The following is a 19,421-nucleotide window of genomic DNA, read 5'->3' on the forward strand; positions in this document are numbered from 1 at the left end:
AAGGCTCACGGAAAAACTGGGCGGGGCCAAAATCTCCTTGAAGCGCGAGGATTTGGCCCACACCGGCGCACACACGATCAACAACACCCTGGGCCAGGCCCTTCTTGCCAGGTGGATGGGCAAGAAAAAGGTGATAGCGGAAACCGGGGCCGGTCAGCACGGAGTGGCCACCGCCACGGTGACGGCCCTGTTCGGCATGGCATGCAGGGTCTTCATGGGGGTGGAGGACATCGCCCGGCAAGCGCCCAACGTGCGCCGCATGGAGCTTCTGGGGGCCAGGGTGGTCCCGGTTTCGAGCGGCACGGGAACCCTGAAGGACGCCATGAACGAGGCCATGCGCTACTGGGTTGGGGCGGTGGCCGACACCTTCTATGTCATCGGCTCGGTTGCGGGGCCGCATCCTTACCCCATGATGGTGCGCGACTTCCAGCGGGTGATAGGCGATGAGGCCCGGTGCCAGATTCTCGAAACCGAAGGGCGTCTCCCGGACATGCTGGTGGCCTGCGTGGGCGGCGGCAGCAACGCCATGGGGCTTTTCTACCCCTTCAAGGATGATGAAGTCGTGGAAATGGTGGGCGTGGAAGCCGGAGGCACCGGCGTGGCCACGGGAAAGCATTCAGCCACACTTGGGGCCGGAACCGTGGGAGTGCTTCACGGGTCCAAATCATACGTCCTCCAGACAGAAGACGGCCAGATTCTGGAGGCCCACTCGGTTTCCGCAGGCCTCGACTACCCCGGAGTGGGGCCGGAGCATTCCTACTTCAAGGACTTGGGCCGGGCCCGGTACGAGAACGTGACGGACGACGAGGCCCTTGCAGCCTTCCACACACTCTCGCGCACCGAGGGAATCCTTCCGGCCCTGGAAAGCTCCCACGCCCTGGCATGGGCCATGAAGGAGGCTCCCAGGCACGATGAAAAAACCATCATGATAGTCAACCTTTCCGGTCGCGGCGACAAGGATTTGGAAATAGTCACCAGCCGTATGCAGGAAAAGAAGGAGGAGGCCCTCCCATGAACCGCTTCGAGAAAACATTTGAAAGCCTGAAATCAAAACGTCAGAAGGCCCTGGTGGGTTTCGTCACCGCCGGGGACCCGGACGAGTTCATCTCAATGGACGTCATAAGGGCCATGTGCGAGGGCGGGGTCGACATCCTTGAACTGGGTGTGCCCTTTTCCGACCCCACCGCAGACGGCCCGGTGATCCAGCGCTCCAGCCAGCGGGCGCTGAAAAAGGGCATGAACCTCAAAAAGGTCCTTAAAATGGCCGCAGACATAAGGGCCTTCACGGACATCCCCATCGTGATTTTTTCCTACTACAACCCGCTTCTGGCTTATGGGGCGGCGCGTTTTTACGAGGACGCCACGAAGGCCGGGGTTGACGGGCTCCTGGTGGTGGACCTGCCGGTGGAGGAATCCCTGGAACTGACCGGCGCATGGCCGGGAGAGGACATCTGCCTCATACGCCTCATCGCCCCCACGACTCCCCCGGATCGCATGGAGATGATAGCGGAGAAGTCATCGGGCTTCATCTACGTGGTCTCCATGACGGGCGTCACCGGGAGCGGCGGGCTTTCGCGGGAGGTGGTCACCAACACGGTGCTCACCCTCAAGAGCTATACCGGGCTTCCCGTCTGCGTGGGTTTCGGCGTCTCCACCCCGGATCACGTTTCGGCGGTAATAAGGGTCGCGGACGGCGTGGTGGTTGGCTCGGCCTTTGAAAGGCTCATCGAATCAAACGTCGGCCAGCCAGACCTTCCCAAAAAGATGAAAAACTACGTGGGCCTTTTGAAGCGCGCCACCTTCCTGGGATAGCCATGCAAACGGTGAAAGTTGAAGGAAAGGCCGCGACAAGCCTGGTTCACGTGGGCGAAAGCCTGAAAAACCTTGGCCGTTACTGCCCGGAAAACAGCGTGATCGTTACGGACAAGACGGTAGCGGCCATATACGGAAGCCTGTTTCCTCCGTTTCCGGTGATCACGACAGGGCAGGGGGAGGGCGAGAAGACCCTGGCCTCCATCGAAAAAATCTACCAGAGGCTATTGGACCTGAACGCCGACCGGTCGAGTTTCCTCGTCGGCGTGGGCGGCGGAGTCGTGTGCGACATGACGGGCTTCGCCGCCTCCACCTTCATGCGGGGCATCGGCTTCGGTTTCGTCGCGTCAACCCTCCTGGCCCAGGTGGACGCCTCGGTTGGGGGCAAGAACGGGGTCAATTTCTCCCGGTACAAGAACATGGTGGGGGTCTTTGCCCAGCCCAAATTCGTAATCTGCGACACGGAGCTTTTGAAGAGCCTGCCCGAAGACGAGCTGGCAAACGGCTTTGCTGAGATAGTCAAGCACGGGGCGATGGCGGACGCGGCCTACTTCCGCTATATCGAGGAAAACGCCGAAAAGGCGCTTGCTCTCAATAAGGAGGTCATCGACCGGCTGGTGCTGCGTTCTGTGGAGATAAAGGCCGCCGTGGTGAGCGCCGATGAAAGGGAGGCCGGGGAGAGGCGAAAGCTCAACTTCGGCCACACCATCGGCCACGCCTTTGAGAAAGTGCTGGGAATTTCCCACGGCAGGGCCGTGTCTGCGGGAATGGCGGCGGCGGCCCGCATGTCGGTCAGCCGGGGCCTTTTATCCAGGGCCGACGAGGAAAGGCTCACCACGCTTCTTGTACGGCTGGGGCTTCCCGTGAGCCTCTCCGCCGACAAAAACGCCCTTTTCGACGCAGTGACGAAAGACAAGAAACGCGAAGGCGGCTCGATAAAATTCGTGCTGTTAAAGGGCCTGGGCCAAGCCGTTGTGGAGGATATCCCGTTGGACGAAATTCGGGACGTTCTATCCTCCATCAGCTTTTAGGAATCAAATCCTTCAAGTTTTGAAATATCACTATTCAGACTATGTTTAAGGCTTGAAGCTGTTTACCCCAGTTTCCAGCTGCAATTCAGCCTGTGCAAATTTTTTTTTGGCCATCCCGAAAATATTCCCATCCCACACACCTGGTATGCTGCGTCCTTCCAAACCCGGTTGCATTCATTCGCCCGCAGACATATAATAAAAAGGTTAAGGAAAATATCTGCCAGTTTATTAATCGGAGCATGGTTCTTTTCCGTTTTTAAGGGAACCTGACCGGGGGGAGAAATAAGAGAAGCCTAATCCTCCGCCGGTTTTGAAGTTCGAAAAATGGAATCAAACCCTGCTCCCATAATAAGAAGCCGTAAATCCGCATCATGCACCGCAACGGAGGAACACATGGAAGCATCCGCCGCCGGAAAAATGGTCATCAAGGAACCCAAGGGACTCTCCAGCCGTATTCAGTGGCTGCGCGACTTTTATTTTTCGGGACTTGACCGCAAATGGAACAACGAGTTCACGGCCTGGACCACCGGTGTCCCCTGGGACGAGGTCTGGGACGAGACCACCTATTACATAGTGCCGGAAGTCTACGCCTTCATGCAGACCTTCGTTTCCTCGTTCAAGCAGGCCGCGCGAAAGGTGGATACCCCCACGGATTTTTTCGACTGGCCCATAGCCTTGCGCCGGGCCTGGTTCGTTAAAGAGGTGATGGTGAACCACCTTCCCCAGGAAATTCTGCCCGGCGACCTTCTCTGCGGCGGAAGGTTCAATATCCAGACCTCGGCCTGCTGGACCCGAAAAGAGGCCAAGGACCGCAACAGGCGCATGATGGGCAGAAAAGGCGCGCGCGCCGCCATGAAAAAGCTCCACGACCACGGCTACGGCAACGCCGGGGCCACCTCCGGGCATCTTGTTCCGGGCTACGCCAGGGTTCTTGAAATCGGCTGGAAGGGCATACACGAGGACCTTGAGAAAAAATTCAATGCGCTCACCCCTTCGGAACAAAATGGCCCCAAGGGCGGGCAGTTGAAGGCCATGATGCTTTCGGCGACGCTCCCCCGCGAACTGGCCGCAACATACGCACATCTTTCAATGGAACTGGCCAAGACCGAAAAGGACAAGGCCCGGAAAATCGAGCTTCTCAAGATGGCCGAAAACTGCTCCCGCGTTCCCTGGGAACCGGCGGGGACTTTCTGGGAGGCGGTCCAGGCCCTGTGGCTCAGCCACATGCTGGTCATGAGCGACGAGAACTACCCCGGTCCCGGGGTCTCCTTCGGGCGCTTTGACCAGTACCTTTACCCGTACTGGAAAAAATCGCTTGAAGAGGGCATGGACCCGGACTTCGGCAAGGAAATCCTGAAATGCTTCTGGATTCACGCCAACACCGCCTATGACGCCATGATCCGAACCGGCGGCAACCAGGGCATCACGGCAGGTTTTGGCCAGTTGATCACTCTTTCCGGCGCGGGCGCGGGCGGATGCGACACCACCAACGATCTTACCTACGCCATTCTGGACGTGATCGACGACATGAGCCCCATCCTTGAGCCCAAGCCCAATGTTCGGCTCCACAGGAATTCCCCGGAGGAACTCCTTGACCGGGTGGTGGAAATGGTTTCGGGGAGCCAGGGCGCGCCCTTTCTGCTCAACTTCGACGAGCGGAGCATGGCCGGGATGATGCGGGAGTCCAGGGAAGCGGGAGTGGAAGACCTTATCAACCTTAATAACGTCCACGAATACGCGCCGGTGGGGTGCCTGGAAAACACCATGGTGGGCAACGACCGCTCAGGCACCGTGGACATCAACTTAAATCTTCTGAAAGCCGTTGAGCTGGCCCTTTCGGGCGGACGCGACCTTGTTGCCTACACCGACGCAATAATGGGGCAAAAACTGCCCATCGAGGCCGTTGCCCCCAAAACCGGCGACCCCAGGACATTTACGGCCTTCGATCAATTTTTCGGGGCCTTTTCAAAACAGATCAAATACATCGTAAAACGCGCCCTCGATGTTTACGAGATGAGCGAGTCCGTTCGCGTCGATTACGCGCCCACGCCGTATCTTTCCTGCCTTGTGAAGGGCTGCGCGGAAAAGGCCAGGGATATCACCCAGGGCGCGGCGGAGCTTTCCTTCGTCACCATCGAGGCGGTCACCTTCGCCACCACCGTGGATTCCCTGCTGGCCGTTCAATATCTGGTTTTCGACTCAAAATCCTGCACCATGGACGAGCTTATAAGGGCCATTTCGGCAAACTGGGTGGGCTACGAGGTGCTCCAGGCCAAGGCCAAATTCAAGGCCCCAAAATACGGGCGGGATGACGACAAAGCCGATGCCATGGCCAAAAAGGTGATGGAGCTTTGGACGGGCGAATGCTGGAAGTACAGGACCCGCTCATCAAACCGCCAGGCAAGGCCCGGAATGCTCTCGTGGAACTACTGGATATCCGATGGCTATATTCTCCCCGCAAGCCCGGATGGCCGTCCCCAGGGCCAGTTCCTGTCAAACGCCATCTGCCCGGTTAACGGCACCGACACCAAAGGCCCCACCGCCAACACAAACTCGGTTGGAAAAGCCCTTGGGGGCATGGATCCGGACGGCAAGGGCGACTTCATGGGCTTTCGTTGCAGCCTTCCCAACGGAGCCAGCCACACCATCACCTTCAACCCCGGCATGTTGCGCGACCCTGAGCACAGGCAAAAGTTCAAGGCCTTTTTGAAGGGCTACGGAAAAAACGGCGGAACCGCCCTCCAGATAAACATGCTGGACGCCGACATCCTGCGCAAGGCCCAGAAAAACCCCACAGACTACAGGCATCTTCTGGTGCGGGTTACCGGCTACAACGCCTATTTCACCTCCATTGGAAAAGAACTCCAGGATGAGGTGATAGCGCGTATAAGCCACCAAAAGTTATAGATTAAAGTTTAACATCTCCACCATTAATAGAAGTAAAATCCTTAAACCCTGGCGGGAAGGGAGCCTGATGAAGGGCCTTGTTTTAGAGATTCAACGCATGAGCACCGAGGACGGGCCGGGCATCCGCACCACGGTGTTTTTAAAGGGCTGCTCTTTGGCCTGCGCGTGGTGCCACAACCCTGAAAGCATCTCGCCCCGTCCCCAGGTACAATGGATCGAATCCCGGTGCATAGGCTGCATGACCTGCGTTTCGGCCTGCCCGAAAAAGGCGCTTGAAAAAGGCCCGGAGGGAATCCGCATCCTTCGTGAAAAATGCGACGGCTGCGGAATCTGCGCAACCGAGTGCCCGTCAACGGCTTTGGAGCTTCTCGGAACCTTTTGGGAGGTTGACGATCTTGCGGACGAGGTGGAAAAGGACCGGGCCTATTTTGAGAATTCGGGCGGCGGGGTGACCGTATCGGGCGGGGAGCCCGCCCTGCAGGCGGATTTCACTGCGGCGTTTCTGGAAAACCTCAGGAAAAGGGGAATTTCCACCGCCCTGGACACCTGCGGCGAGGCCAGCCGTGAGGCTTACGAAAAAATCCTGCCCCACGCCGATCTTCTCCTGTTCGATCTCAAGGTGATGGACCCGGCTCTCCACAAAAAATTCACCGCCCGCAAAAACGACCGAATACTGGAAAACATCGCCTTTGCCGCCGGTTTCATCAAAAAAAAGGGTGCGCCCATGTGGGTGAGAACCCCCGTGATTCCCGATTTTACGGCCAGCGAGGCCATCATCCGCGACATCGGAAAATTTATCGGAGAGAACCTGAACGGGGCGGTTACCCGCTGGGACCTCTGCGCCTTCAACAACCTTTGCCGGGACAAGTACACGCGCCTCGGAAAAGACTGGGTCCTGGCCGGAAGCGGGCTCCTGGAAAAATCGGTCATGGAACATCTTGCCCAGGTTGCCAAAAAAAGCGGCGTGGACCCCAATATCGTTCAGTGGAGCGGCTCGACCAAACTGGAAGACTAACCGGAAGATTTTCGCCCCGGATTTTGCGGGGCCGGGAGAAAAACGTGCAAGAGCAAAGTCAGCTTACCAAGGCCGACATGGATGCCTTCGGGCAGGAGGTGAAGGTGGGGCTCCTTTCCACCATCAACCCGGAAGGGCTTCCCCATATCACCCTCATCACCTCCATAATGGCCAAGGATGCGGAACACGTAATGTTCGGCCAGTTCTCCGAGGGCCAAAGCAAGCAGAACGCAAGGCTCAACCCCAACACCGCCTTTTTGGTCATGACCACCGACCGGAAAATCTGGCGGGGCCGCGCGCGCTGGACCCACGAGGCCAAAAAGGGCGCTGATTACGAGCGCTACAACAGCCTTCCCATGTTCCGCTACAACGCCTACTTCGGCATCCACACGGTCCATTACATGGACCTTGTTTCCGTGCGCGGCCCGGAGGGGCTGCCCCTGGCAGGTATCGCCGGATCGGTGCTGGGGACCCTCGCCGTCGGAAAGACCGCCGCAAACGAACGGCCCGCCGACGTCCTGAACCCCTTTACCCACGGGTTCTTCAACCGCCTGGACACCTTGAAGTTTCTGTCCTTTGTTGGCCAGGACGGTTTTCCCTGGATCATTCCCTGCTTCGGCTTAAGGGCCGCCGGAACCGACCGCCTGGTGCTTTCGCCTATGGCCTACAGGAAAGAGTTCGCAAACATCGCGCGCGGCCAGAAGGTGGCGGTGTTCGGCTTAAGTTTCAAGATGGAGGACGTTCTGGTGCGGGGCTCCTATTGGGGGCCGGACCGCCGTTTGGGCGTTCCCACCGCCGTGGTGGACGTGGACTTTGTTTACAACTCCATGCCGCCCATAGCCGGGCAGATATATCCGGCTACTGAGCTCAAACCGGTGCGGGAATTTTAGGCCGCGCCGGTTTAAAAATCTTCATCCCTGTTTTTCATCCGTCGGCCCGGTTTTTTTAAGCTTCGCCACCATTTTGGGGACGTCCAGGCCCTTGTCGTAGGAATCGGGGGAAAACCGGATCAATCGCCACGCGTTTTCCGGGCAGATGTTGATGCAGCCGCAGCAGCCGATGCATTTTTCCCGGTTCCAAAAAAGGTCGCGGCGCTCTCCCGTAATGGCCCCGGCCGGGCACATGGTCTGGCAGAAGCCGCAGCCGGTGCAAAGGTCTTGCAAAAATTTTCTCGGCCCCATGAAAAGAAGCGGCCCGTCCTTGGGGGTGGCCGCCCCCATCCAGTGCATGGGGTCAAAGGGGTTGAACCTGGCCCGCCTCCTTTGGGGCCTCTCTCCAAGGCTTCTATCCAAAAAGGCGCGCACGGCGGAAAGCGAATTTTCGTCGGGCAGTTCCTGCTTGTCCATGAAAGGCAGCCACTTGGCAAAGGGGATATATGAATCGCGGCACCTTATGGTGGTGAAGTTCGCCAGTTCCACGTTTTTTTCCGCAAGGGCCTTTTTGAAAAGATAAGGGGTGTTGGCGGCCCAGCCCCCCATGGTGAGGATGAGAAGGGCCGTCTTCTTTTTTTCGGCGCGCGGCATGGAGTAGATGAAATCGCGCACGGGCCAGGGAAGGCTCCAGTTGAACACGGGAAAAGCGAACACCAGCAAGTCCTCGGCCGGAAGGCTCCCGTTCTGGCGGCGAATGTTTTCCACCCTTGGGGTGATGCCCTTCATCTTAAGGGTCTCCTCGGCCACGCGGGCGAGCCGAAAGCTGTGGCCTGTCTGGCTGTACCAGAGCACTGCTGCGTTTTGCATGGTTTCTCCTTCAATATTGTGAAAGGCGCGACAAACTCGGCCACTCCGTCACCGAGATGCTAAAGCTGCTGCAATTGACACTGTTTAAACGCCGCAACCACTATGAAATTTTCGAGCCGCCGCTGACGCGACAAACTATGGCAATCAACGAACAATTATGCTTTGATTTCAATACTTTTTAACAGGACAGTAGTGAGGAATAATAGAATGAGAGATAAAATTATTGTAGTCGTTATATTTTTTATACTATTTATAGTATTTATTATTATGCATGCAATTAAATATGATAGAGTAGAGAATAGATATATCGTCTATGGCCAAAGTTTAAAAATTGTTTATGATTTATCTATATTGTTTAAGAAAAATGATTTCAATAATATTGAAGTTAGAAGATCTTTTCTGCCTAACTCGTTTGATAAAGAAGTATATATTTTAATTGATGGTCAAGTTAATACCATAGCAGAAAAAAATTTAATAATCAGTATAATCAAAAATTACATAGCTCTAAAAAATAATATTGCTTTTATTGGTAATTACACAGATATCAAAATTACGATGTTCCCATCATCGTTTAAAAAAAATAGTATCATTTATGTTGTTGAACAAGTGGAAGTCAGCTCATCAAAATAAACTTTTCTACATTTATGGTAAGCCTTCAGGGGGTATGTTAACCCGCTTGCACCAACCAGTCAAGGTTTGACTGCTCTCCGGCGAAGAAGCTGCTTAGGGTGTTGACGAGGATATCTAAGGAAGAAATTATCCGGATGCGGCAGGTTTGGCTCGGGCTACTCGGTCTCCCTACGGGTACGACGAAAAGGGCCGCATGAATCAGGACTCCTGGAACATCGGCGGAACCGCCGATCCGGGCAATCCCGGAGCCCCCGTAACCGGCGGAGTTCCGGGCCGGACCGATTAGTCCTATCTGTCGAATTCCGATCTCCTGGCCGGCATGCCCGCCGCCAGAATTCATTATTGAATGGAAACTCAATCACCGAGATACTCAAGATGCTGCAACTGACACTGTTAGAACGCAGGAACCTCTATGAACTCTTCGAGCAGCCGCCGGTTCGACAAACCATGACGGCTTTTGGAAAATTATGCTTTTATTTCAATAACTTTTCACCTGGCATCAGTGGTACAAAATATATAAATAACTACTGCTTTATTTATTGATTTAATCGGAGGAAATTATGTTCCTGGCATACAAACACAATGCGATTCTTGCAGTGCTTCTACTGGCGATAGGCGTTCAGACGATTGAAGCAAAGGAGAACGTGAGCATTCTCCATATTGTTTCAAAAGAGAGCATATCGGGTCTCTGCTCTTGGGCGCTTGACAATGAAGAGCTAATTGCCGTCATGAGGAAAGAACATAACACAGGAAAAGCCATCCTTGAAGTCTATCGTTCGGCATCTAATAGTGACAAAGCTATAGGAAGATTCATACTTGGTTCTTTCCCGTATTCACTAACGCAATTCACCGACAAATTAATTGCAGTCTGCCAGACCGCAACCGGATATCTGGTCTATGTTTTTGAGTATCGCAATGGCGAGGTAATAAAGATCGTGGATGACGGGTCGAACCTACAGCCGGAGCTAATTTATTTCGGGCCATCGGTGCACCCAGCCATTGCTGTTCCGGTCTTGGACTGGGTAGATGGGAGTCATGTTCCTGTTTTTGCGAAAGTCTACTTACTTGAAGGAAAAAATTTGAGAAAAGCACTGAAGCTGCCTTGGAAGGGACGGTTCGGATTAGCAAAATGACATAGCACTTGCCTGATCTCTTATCCGGAATGTCCACCGCCCGCACGGACGGTGCGTACACCCCCGTCTCGGCTTCCTACACCGGTGAAGACAGGCGCGACGTGAAAACCCAGGTCAGAAACTTGGCCTGTGCCCGGACCATCTCCCAATATGACTGTTGCTGTAACTCGGTCTGAAAACGCGCATCCTCTTTACGGTCCGTAAAGATTATTTGATGATTGATCGCCAAATACCCTTTTTCCGCGCCTTTTTCAAGCGCCTCCCGCCCTTTGGTCCGCGCCTTGCATTATTTATTGGTGAACCTGATACATTACCCAGCCTTGACCAAGTCGTCGGCAAATGGTAGATATTGGTTTATGGCGAAAACAGTGTTTTTCGACGGCCTGCACGGTAGATCGCGTTAATGCCGGACTTAAAAAGCGGGATTTATTAACGGGCTCCAAGGACACCTGAGCATGGATGACCTATTCACATCCCTTGATGCGTTCCTGTTTTACAAGGACGCGCGCATGAACTACGTGGCCGTCAACGACGCCTTCGCCCGCTGGCTCGGCAGGGAGATCAACTCCGTTGCGGGCAAGAGCGACTACGACCTTTTCCCGGAAAAGGACGCGGCCTGGATGAGGCGTCAGGACCGGGAAATCATCACCAGGGGGGAGGCCCGTTCCGGCGTTGAAGGCCCGCTCACCGGCGCTGACGGCAAGGTCATCTGGACCCTCTCCACCCGGACTCCGCGCAGAAACGCAAGGGGCGATATCATCGGCCTTTCCGGCCTCATCGTGGACATAACGGCCCGCAAGCAGGCCGAGGAAAGGCTGGAGCAGCGCGAAAAACTTTTCGGTATCGTGTCCAAGCTCTCCCGCGACCTCATAGTGGTGAGCGACCCCAAGGAAAAGCTCTCCACCGCCTTCGAGATGCTGGGCGACGTGATGGACGTGGGCCGGGTGCGCCTCTACCGCAACGCCACCGACAAAAAGACCGGGCAGCGCTACTTTGTCTTAAGTTTCGACTGGACGGTTATGAAGGACCCCACCGGCGAAAAGAAGCAGCGCCACTCCATGCAGTCGGGCTTCGACCGCTGGAGCGCGGAGCTTAGCCGGGGTATCCCCATAAACGGCCCGGTGACCGACCTTCCCAAGAGCGAGAGGGTCCTTCTGGCCCAAGAGGGCATCGAGGCCCTTCTGGTGATCCCCATTCACGTGCGCAACGAGTTTTGGGGCTTCATAGAATTCGATGATTATTTCACCTCGAAAACCTACTCTGACACCGAGGTCTCCATTCTAAGCATGGCCGCCATGAGCATCGGCGGCTCCTACATGCGCGACCAGCTTTTCCGTCAGTTCCAGAAGGCCTACGCCGAAACCCGGCGCGTGAACCAGGAGCTTGAAAAGGCCATCGAGAGCAGCAACCGTTTCGCCGCCGAGGCCGAAGTGGCCAACGAGGCCAAGACCAGCTTCCTTGCGGGAATGAGCCATGAAATCCGCACACCCCTCACCTCCATAGTGGGCTTCGCCGAGCTTCTTCAAGACCCTCTCACCGACGAGGAACGCAGCGAATACATCGAAACCATAAGGAAGAGCGGCGAGCATCTCCTGTCTTTGGTCAACGACATCCTGGACCTTTCCAAGATCGAGGCCGGAAAGATAGAGATAGAGATGCTGGAAGCCTCGCCCGTCCAGGTGGTTAACGGCGTTGTTTCAATGATGCAGGCGGCGGCTGAAAAAAAGGACCTGGAATTCGGCGTCACCTTTCTTGGCCTGATCCCGGAAAAAATCCGCACCGATCCCACGCGCCTCCGACAGATACTGATCAACCTCGTGGGAAACGCCATAAAGTTCACGTCTGATGGCAAGGTCTTCCTCACCGTGCGCATGAGGCCGGGGCCTGACGCAAACAGGGCCTACATGGAATTTGCGGTCACCGACACCGGCATAGGCATGAACCGAGCCGAACTTGAAAAGGCCTTCAACAAGTTCGAGCAGGCCGATGCGTCCACCGTGCGGCGATTCGGCGGCACCGGCCTTGGCCTCAACATCTCCCGCAAGCTGGCCCGCATGATGGGCGGGGACATAACCGGCGAGAGCCAGAAAAACGTGGGCTCCACCTTCGCCCTGGTGCTGGACGTCGGCCCCCCGCTGGAACTGAGCCTTTCGCGGGTTGAAGAGGACAGGCTAAACGATATCGCCGATGAGGCCCAGGCTGAGGAAACCCGTCCTGAAATCCTGTCGGGCCGGGTGCTTCTGGCAGAGGACGGCCCGGACAACAGGCGTCTTCTTTCACTTTTCCTAAAGCGCGCGGGCATAATACCGGACTTCGCCGAAAACGGGCGGGAGGCTTACGAGAAGGCGCTTTCGGCTGCCCAGATGGGCAAGGCCTACGACGTGATCCTTATGGACATGCAGATGCCTGAGATGGACGGCTACGAAGCAACCAGGCTTTTGAGGGAAAACGGCTACACCAAGCCCATAATCGCCCTCACCGCCCATGCAACGGTGCTGGACAAGAACCGCTGCCTGGAAGCCGGCTGCGACGATTACATAGCAAAGCCCGTGAACCGTGAAAGGCTCCTGGCCATAGTCAGCCGGTATCTCACGGGCGACGGCCAGTCGGCCCCGGACGGCGGAGGACAGCCTGACAGCGGCCCTGCGGAACCGGAGTCAATAGTTTCCAGCCTCTATTCCGAAGACGAGGAACTGGACTCCATTATTGACGATTTTGTGGCGGGGTTGGCCGATTTCCTGAACGACCTTGAAAAGGCCTTTTCAGCCGAGCGCCTGGACGAGGTCAGCCGCCTGTCTCACCAGTTGAAGGGCTCCGGCGGGGCGCTGGGTTATCCCCGCCTCACCGAGGAGGCAGGCATCCTGGAGCAGGCCGCCAAACACGGCAAATCCGAAGACGCGGGCAAGGCCCTGTCGCTCCTGGCCGTTTCCATCAAAGGGGTCCGCCGTGGCCGGGGACACCCTGATCTGTAAGGCCGCGAAGCTTCAAAATTTTTGCCAAAGCTTACCCGGGGGTCCGGATCGATTCCGGCAGGAAATATAGGGGCGCATTTCTTTAAGAGACAGAGGTATTGAATGGCAGGCGAACTGATAATGATAACGGATGATGACCGGAACATCCGCCGCCTCTACGAAAGCTATCTCGTATCGGCTGGATTTACGGTCATTCAGGCCACAAGCGGCGAAGAGGCCCTGAAAAAACTGGACGAGGTGGTTCCAGATCTGATCCTTCTGGACGTTCAGATGCAGGGCATGGACGGGTTCATGACCATCAGGGCCATCCGGGACCAGAAGGGGCTGTTGGACACTCCCGTCCTTTTTCTCACGAGCGCCGCCGATCCTGAAGTCAAGGTGAAGGGCCTGGAATCCGACGCCGACGACTACATATTGAAGACCACGCCCAAAAATGAATTCATCGCCCGCATCAAGGCCGCGCTCAAACGCACCGAGCGATACCGGAAGACAGGCGGGTCGGGAAGCCTTTCGGGCCACCTTTCAAACATGCCCCTTTCGGATCTGCTGCAAAGCATCGGTGGAGCCAGCAAGACAGCGTCCATCACATTCGAGGCCATGGATGCCGCCATTTACGTGGAAAAAGGCGTGATCATGCACGCCCGTAAGGGCGAATTCGTGGGCGAACCAGCCCTGGCGCGGATATTTTACGAGGAAAAGGGGCCCTTCCTGGTGGTGTTCGACCAATTGCCGGTGGATGTCCCCCGGAATCCGCTCCCGCTGATGAACACCCTCATGAACATGGCCGCCTACGTCGACGAGGTGAAAAGCCACATCAAAAGGCTTGAGCTTGATAAAAGGGCCGCGAACATAGACTATCAGCTTGCGGAATATTCAGACCTCATGGATTTCCGCGACAAGTCGCCCATCGACTGCGTGGACCTCATTCTGGCCATGCGGGGAAACCTGATGGACAATCTTAAACGGCTTGTTAACGCGGTGAAGGAAAAGGAGATTTACCTGGTTCGCACCAGCTGAAACAGATGGGGCAAGGCCGTACACGGGGCTTCAGGGGTGAGCGGGCATTTTGAATGCGGCTGCGCGATAAAGGCAGTCGGCTGATTTTCCCAAGAGCGCGGGCGTTATGCCGCGCTCTTGGGTTTTTTATGCGCAAGCTGCTGGCTTTTGGTTTTTCCTTCAGGCCGCCAGGGATTCTATGAAGCATTTCGGAACCACGGGCGCCGGTATTTCGCGTTCGGCGTAGGCGGCATCGAGGTCAAGGGCCAGTTTTGCGAAAACCGCCGGATGAGTGTCGTGATCGTTTCTTAAATCCATATGGTCAAAGCCCGCGAAAAACTCGGTGCGCATAAATTGCAGGCCCGCTCCGCTTGCGCTGTCCACCGCTATCAGGCCGTCGTTTTCACTGTTGTAAAAATGCCTGTGACTGGCTGAAACGAAGGTGTTCATGATGCCGCTGTTGGCCGGGATGTCAACCGGGTAGGGTCCGAAAACGGGGAAGGTGGCGGGGTTGTTCAGCCGGGGCAGATATCCTACCTCCATCAGCTTGAGCAAAAGGGCCGAAGTATATATTCCGCCCCGGGCGTGAAGGTAGTTCAAAAGATCTATCCAGGTGTAATCGGGCGATTCGGTTCCGGCATAGTAGGCGATGATCTTTCCCGTGTACAGGCTGGCGGCGTTCAGGCCCGCAAGCCACGTGTTCGTCTCGTTCGGCGCGTCGTAGCCGGGAAGGTTGTTGTAGTTGTCCCATTTGAGGTCGCTGCGGTTGGGCTCGGTGATGGCCTTTCCCTGGGCGTAGGTCAGGTCGAAGAAGGTTGCGAATCCCTGCCAGTCGGGAGAATCGGCGACCTTGGCGTCCCCGTTGTCAATCACTGTCCCGTGGTGGGGGGAGCCAAGAGTGATGAGCCGGATGACCCGCTCGCCGCCTTTTTGCCCTGAGTACTTTCCAAAGGTGTGGGTCTGCTCGGCCATGTAGGACCGCGACACAAGCCCGCCATTGCTGTGGGCCACGAGGACCACCTGCTTGTCGGCCATCACCCCTGTGGAAATCAAGCTGTCCATGCGGATCTGAAGACCGTGGGCGATTTCGGTGTCGCTTAACTTGTCAGACTCGTAATGGAACCGGAATATCTTGTACTTGTTTTTCAAGGGGCCGTCGTAAATATAATCCATCATTTTTTTGAACCCGGCCTTTTCAGCCACCGTCGTGCCGTCCACCTCCGAAACCGCAATGGTTGACGAGCCCATCCACCCGTGAACCAGTATGAGGGGCAGGCGATCGGCTCCGCCGGGGTCGCGGGCGTCCTGGTCCGCAACAAGCGCGGTGATGCTTTCGGGAGTGAAACCGGGCGCGACCCCGGCCAGGGTGAGATGGCCGCCCACGAGAATCATCATGGCCAGAAGGGCCAAAATGCTGATATTTATTATTCGACGCATGGATTTGCCTTTCATGTCGGGCGCATGGATTAAAAACAAGTTCGGAAAGTGCGGAAAATGAAAGAATGTTCGCATTATTGCACAGCCTTGGAGTGACGGCCAAATCATTTTTTTGGGTCCGCTATCGGGAAGCCGGAAAGAATCTTGCGCCGATTTTCGACACAATCTGAAGAAAATGCCGCCCCAGGCCCTGGACATTGTTGCCTCGACCCATGAAAAGGGATACAAGCACCAGGGCCTTGTGGTGCGCCCGGAATGAAGAAGTCTCCGTTGTCCGACGCCTGTTGTCAACCGGCCAGGGCTTGCAGGAAAAATATCTGTTTCAAGAAATTTCCAACCATCAGAAAAAGAAATGTACGAATCGAGCCCGACAGAAGCGGCGTCAAAGCCAGCCGCGTTTCATTGCCCTGTTTGCTTTTTTTCGGGCCAAGCCTCGCTGCGCTACGATTTTGTGGAAAACAGGATTTATGCCTGCCCGCTATGCGGGTTCATGTTCATGCATCCCCAGCCGACCGAAAAGGAGCTCAGCGAACTTTATTCCAACCGCGATTACTTCTGCCACGAATCATTTTACAGCGGCGACAACAAGACAATATACGGTTACGCCGATTACTTCGCCGAACGGATGAACAAACAAAGCCGGTATGGCCGGATCGCGCAAAAATGTATGCACCTGCTTACCGAAGGCTTGTCGGGCAATGAAAAAAAGCGGCTCCTGGAAGTGGGAAGCGGCCCCGGCTTTTTTCTGGAGGAGGCTCACAAGGCCGGTTTTTCCGTTGAGGGGATCGAGTTCAACCCCGAAATCATAGCCGAATGCCGAAGAAATCACCCATTCCCTGTTGTTTGCGAAGACTATCTGAAAATTGAGGCCAGGCCCGACTCCTATGACTGCATAGTCATGCTGGATGTCCTTGAGCATTTTCCCGACCCGTTTTCCGCAGTGAAAAAGGCCTTCACCGAGCTTGTTCCGGGCGGGGTTCTGGTGATCTCCACCGTTGATTCGGGAAGCTGTGTGTCCAGGCTTCTGGGAAAACGCCTGGAGGACTTTCGCCGGGTAAGGGAGCATCTGTTTTTCTTCAACCGCTCCAACATCGCCCAGCTTTTGAGGCAACAGGGCTTTCTCGTCCTTTCAACCAGTTCAATAGGCCACACGTTCATTTTGGGGCACCTGTACGAAAGGCTGCGGCTGATGTATCCAACCAGGGCCAGAATTCCCGCCTTCCTGAAATCCCTGGGCGAAAGGCTGAAAAACAGGACCATCTCCATAAACCCCCGAACCAAAATGATCCTTTTCGCCCAAAAGCCCTCCCTGGCCCACAGTCGGCTCGTTTCGGAGCATATCCGCAAAGACCTCGCCCACATGGACGGCTACGACAATTACTACCGGCATCTCATGGCGGGCGTGGCCGACCTCGTCCGGGGCAAAACCATAATGGAGCTTGGTTGCGGCACCGGAAACGCCATGGAAAAACTCATGGACATGGGAGCCTGGTCTGTAACGGGCCTGGACAAGGACGGCCAATCCATCAAAAAGGCAAGGGAGCGCCTGGACAGGGCGGGATACGGCGATCTTTGCCGATGCCTTGTAATGGACACCGATTCGGAGCGAGGGGAGCTTTCCAGGCTGATCCGGCTGAATCGGCCCGACGTGGTTTTTTCATTCAATTTTTTTGAGCACACCATGGACGACCTTGGCCTTGTGAGAGCCATTTACCGGAGCATGGAAACCGGCTCCAGGCTGGTAAGCATTGTGCCTGCCGGGAGCAGGTTGTACAACCGCTTGGACGAGGCCTACCTTCACCACAGGCGTTACGATGAACGCGACGTGCGGCTTCGGTTCGCGCCTTTCTCGATCCAAAGGATTTACAGGCTTGGATTTCTGAAGGGCCTTGGATGGTATTTTCTGGGCAACCGGCCATACAAGGGCCTGGCCGGGCACCTCGCCAATTACAATCTCCTGTTCAACCTGGACAGGGCTATAGACAGGGCGTTCGGAAACCGGGTCCCAATGGGTGCGACCTGGGTTCTTGTCCATGAAAAAAATGACCGGCGTAGTGTCTTTATCTTCTGACAGACGGAACCGGGGCGGGGAAATAATCGGGAGCGACGAACATGGTGGAAAACGAAAATCCGAAAACCGATCTATCGGTCAAAATCGCGGGGCTCGATTTAAAAAATCCGGTGCTCACCGCAAGCGGCACCTTTGGTTACGGCCTGGAATTTTCGCCGCTTTTTGATCTGAACCTTTTGGGCGGAATCGTCACCAAGGGCCTTTCCCTAAATCCATCAGCCGGAAACCCGCCGCCGCGCATAGTTGAAACCCCATGCGGAATGCTTAACGCCATCGGCCTTGAAAACGTGGGGCTCGACGCCTTTCTGGCCGAAAAGCTGCCCAGGCTCAAAGATTTTGATACCGTGGTAATCGCCAACATCTACGGCAAGACCCTGGAAGACTACGTGGAGCTTGCCCGAAGGCTTAACGACGCGGAAAAGGTGGAGGGAATCGAGGTCAACATCTCCTGCCCCAACGTAAAAGCGGGCGGCGTGGCCTTCGGCGTGGACCCCATCGCGGCGGCCCAGGTGATAGGGGCGGTGCGCAGGGTGAGCACAAAAACCATAATCGCCAAGCTCTCTCCAAACGTCACATCCATCGCCGTGATTGCCCGAGCCGTTGAAGACGCCGGGGCGGACGCGGTGAGCCTCATAAACACCCTTACCGGAATTGCGGTGAACATTGACACCCGCCGCCCGGTGCTTGCCAACGTCACAGGTGGGCTGTCCGGCCCGGCCATCAAGCCCGTGGGGCTGCGCATGGTGTGGGAGGCGGCCCGCGCCATAAAAATTCCCGTGATCGGCATAGGTGGAATCGTCACGGCCAAAGACGCCCTGGAGTACCTTCTTGTGGGGGCCTCGGCTGTTCAAGTGGGAACAGCCAATTTCGTTGACCCTCTGGCCTCGGTGAAAATCGTGGAGGGAATCGAAAAATTTTGCCTGGAAAAGGGAATAGGGCGGATAACGGATTTCATCGGCGCGCTTGAAAACTGACATTGAAGTATCAATAATAGGGTGTGCGGGCAAGCCGGGAGAAACATAATGACTGAATTGGCAATAGGTGAGGGTCATAAACGGATTTACCAGGACCTTCTCGCCAAGCTTGCGTCGGCCGATGTCTGCACCTCGGCGCGCAACCTCGGCCTTGTGTTTAATGCCGATGGGCAGATCGAACTTCCGTTTGGGGGGATGTTCTACCTGATATCGGCAGGCGGCGTCAGGCTCGCGAATGGCAAAAGACCTCATCCCATAGCAGCGAGCGCACTGATTCATTATGTTCTTTTGGGAAGCGAAAAAAGGCCTGCGGGAAAATTCGTGGCTTTTTCCGAGCTTGCCGGACCCTTGTTCAAGCACGGCGGTTATTCGTCAGGCGCCTTGGAGAGTCCCATTGCGAAGAGATTTCAGGGGCGGGTGGAAGAGCTGATATTCAAGGCCGAATCCATGGGCGGCCGGCTGGGCGGCCAAGCGGGTCAGGGTGCAATAAGCCTGATTTTCGATTTGGTCCCCCATATCCCGTTGCAGCTTGTTTTTTATGACCGCGATGATGAATTTCCCGCATGATAAGGTACAAAATTTTTCGCACAATTTGAAAAGTGCAGCCCTCGATCTGGTATGAGTTGAGTTGGTCGAGAACTCAAACCAAGAACCGGAAGGAGGACTGCACAGATGGATGATAACAGAGACGTCGAAGAAAAAGA

Annotated in this window: 16 protein-coding genes; 14 read left to right on the forward strand and 2 right to left on the reverse strand. The window is 55.8% G+C overall.

What is annotated here, in order from left to right:
• From trpB to HZB23_15705, 6 genes are all read left to right on the forward strand, one after another.
• Positions 1 to 1,015: tryptophan synthase subunit beta (gene trpB, locus HZB23_15680; GenBank protein ID MBI5846097.1), on the forward strand; the 1,015-nt coding region annotated here is incomplete at its 5' end.
• Positions 1,012 to 1,812: a tryptophan synthase subunit alpha gene (locus tag HZB23_15685; protein ID MBI5846098.1), complete on the forward strand. Its 801-nt coding sequence runs from the start codon at positions 1,012 to 1,014 to the stop codon at positions 1,810 to 1,812. The genes trpB and HZB23_15685, both read left to right, overlap by 4 nt.
• Positions 1,813 to 1,814: 2 nt before the next feature.
• Entirely contained in the window at positions 1,815 to 2,843 is a 1,029-nt protein-coding gene (gene aroB / locus HZB23_15690; protein MBI5846099.1) for a 3-dehydroquinate synthase, read from the forward strand.
• Positions 2,844 to 3,236: 393 nt separating this feature from the next.
• Positions 3,237 to 5,750 (forward strand): hypothetical protein, encoded by a 2,514-nt coding sequence (locus HZB23_15695; protein ID MBI5846100.1) that lies wholly within the window; start codon positions 3,237 to 3,239, stop codon positions 5,748 to 5,750.
• A 67-nt stretch (positions 5,751 to 5,817) separates the two neighbouring features.
• Positions 5,818 to 6,765 carry a glycyl-radical enzyme activating protein gene (locus HZB23_15700; protein MBI5846101.1) on the forward strand — a complete coding sequence of 316 codons (948 nt, stop codon included), beginning with the start codon at positions 5,818 to 5,820 and terminating at the stop codon, positions 6,763 to 6,765.
• A gap of 44 nt (positions 6,766 to 6,809) precedes the next feature.
• The gene (locus tag HZB23_15705) at positions 6,810 to 7,655 is read left to right on the forward strand and encodes a hypothetical protein (GenBank protein ID MBI5846102.1); all 846 of its coding nucleotides are present in this window, start codon (positions 6,810 to 6,812) and stop codon (positions 7,653 to 7,655) included.
• Between the two features lie 21 nt (positions 7,656 to 7,676).
• Here the strand turns inward: HZB23_15705 and HZB23_15710 are convergent, their stop codons facing one another.
• A complete protein-coding gene (locus HZB23_15710; GenBank protein MBI5846103.1) occupies positions 7,677 to 8,504 on the reverse strand; it encodes a 4Fe-4S binding protein in 828 nt (275 codons plus the stop codon).
• Positions 8,505 to 8,711: 207 nt separating this feature from the next.
• Here HZB23_15710 and HZB23_15715 point away from each other — a divergent pair, with 207 nt between their 5' ends.
• The 5 genes from HZB23_15715 (at position 8,712) to HZB23_15735 (ending at position 14,256) form a co-directional block, all read left to right on the forward strand.
• Positions 8,712 to 9,134, forward strand: a complete 423-nt coding sequence (locus HZB23_15715; GenBank protein ID MBI5846104.1) for a hypothetical protein — start codon at positions 8,712 to 8,714, stop codon at positions 9,132 to 9,134.
• 145 nt (positions 9,135 to 9,279) lie between these two features.
• Positions 9,280 to 9,420 (forward strand): hypothetical protein, encoded by a 141-nt coding sequence (locus HZB23_15720; GenBank protein ID MBI5846105.1) that lies wholly within the window; start codon positions 9,280 to 9,282, stop codon positions 9,418 to 9,420.
• Between the two features lie 274 nt (positions 9,421 to 9,694).
• Positions 9,695 to 10,267, forward strand: coding sequence for a hypothetical protein (locus tag HZB23_15725; GenBank protein ID MBI5846106.1), 573 nt, complete (start codon positions 9,695 to 9,697; stop codon positions 10,265 to 10,267).
• A gap of 455 nt (positions 10,268 to 10,722) precedes the next feature.
• Positions 10,723 to 13,239, forward strand: coding sequence for a response regulator (locus HZB23_15730; GenBank protein ID MBI5846107.1), 2,517 nt, complete (start codon positions 10,723 to 10,725; stop codon positions 13,237 to 13,239).
• 102 nt (positions 13,240 to 13,341) lie between these two features.
• Positions 13,342 to 14,256, forward strand: coding sequence for a response regulator (locus HZB23_15735; GenBank protein ID MBI5846108.1), 915 nt, complete (start codon positions 13,342 to 13,344; stop codon positions 14,254 to 14,256).
• A gap of 159 nt (positions 14,257 to 14,415) precedes the next feature.
• Here HZB23_15735 and HZB23_15740 read toward each other — a convergent pair whose 3' ends face one another.
• Positions 14,416 to 15,747 (reverse strand): hypothetical protein, encoded by a 1,332-nt coding sequence (locus HZB23_15740; protein ID MBI5846109.1) that lies wholly within the window; start codon positions 15,745 to 15,747, stop codon positions 14,416 to 14,418.
• Positions 15,748 to 16,168: 421 nt separating this feature from the next.
• On the opposite strand from HZB23_15740, the gene HZB23_15745 reads away from it, so the two are divergent.
• Genes HZB23_15745 through HZB23_15755 form a run of 3 tightly spaced genes read left to right on the forward strand, consistent with a single transcriptional unit; the run spans position 16,169 to position 19,284 of the window.
• Positions 16,169 to 17,743 (forward strand): methyltransferase domain-containing protein, encoded by a 1,575-nt coding sequence (locus HZB23_15745; protein ID MBI5846110.1) that lies wholly within the window; start codon positions 16,169 to 16,171, stop codon positions 17,741 to 17,743.
• Positions 17,744 to 17,784: 41 nt separating this feature from the next.
• Complete coding sequence (locus tag HZB23_15750) at positions 17,785 to 18,717, forward strand: dihydroorotate dehydrogenase (GenBank protein MBI5846111.1); 933 nt, start codon at positions 17,785 to 17,787, stop codon at positions 18,715 to 18,717.
• A gap of 48 nt (positions 18,718 to 18,765) precedes the next feature.
• Complete coding sequence (locus HZB23_15755; protein MBI5846112.1) at positions 18,766 to 19,284, forward strand: DUF3786 domain-containing protein; 519 nt, start codon at positions 18,766 to 18,768, stop codon at positions 19,282 to 19,284.
• The last annotated feature ends 137 nt before the right edge of the window (positions 19,285 to 19,421 follow it).

The organism is Deltaproteobacteria bacterium (assembly GCA_016235345.1).
Lineage (GTDB): Bacteria > Desulfobacterota > Desulfobacteria > Desulfobacterales > Desulfatibacillaceae > JACRLG01.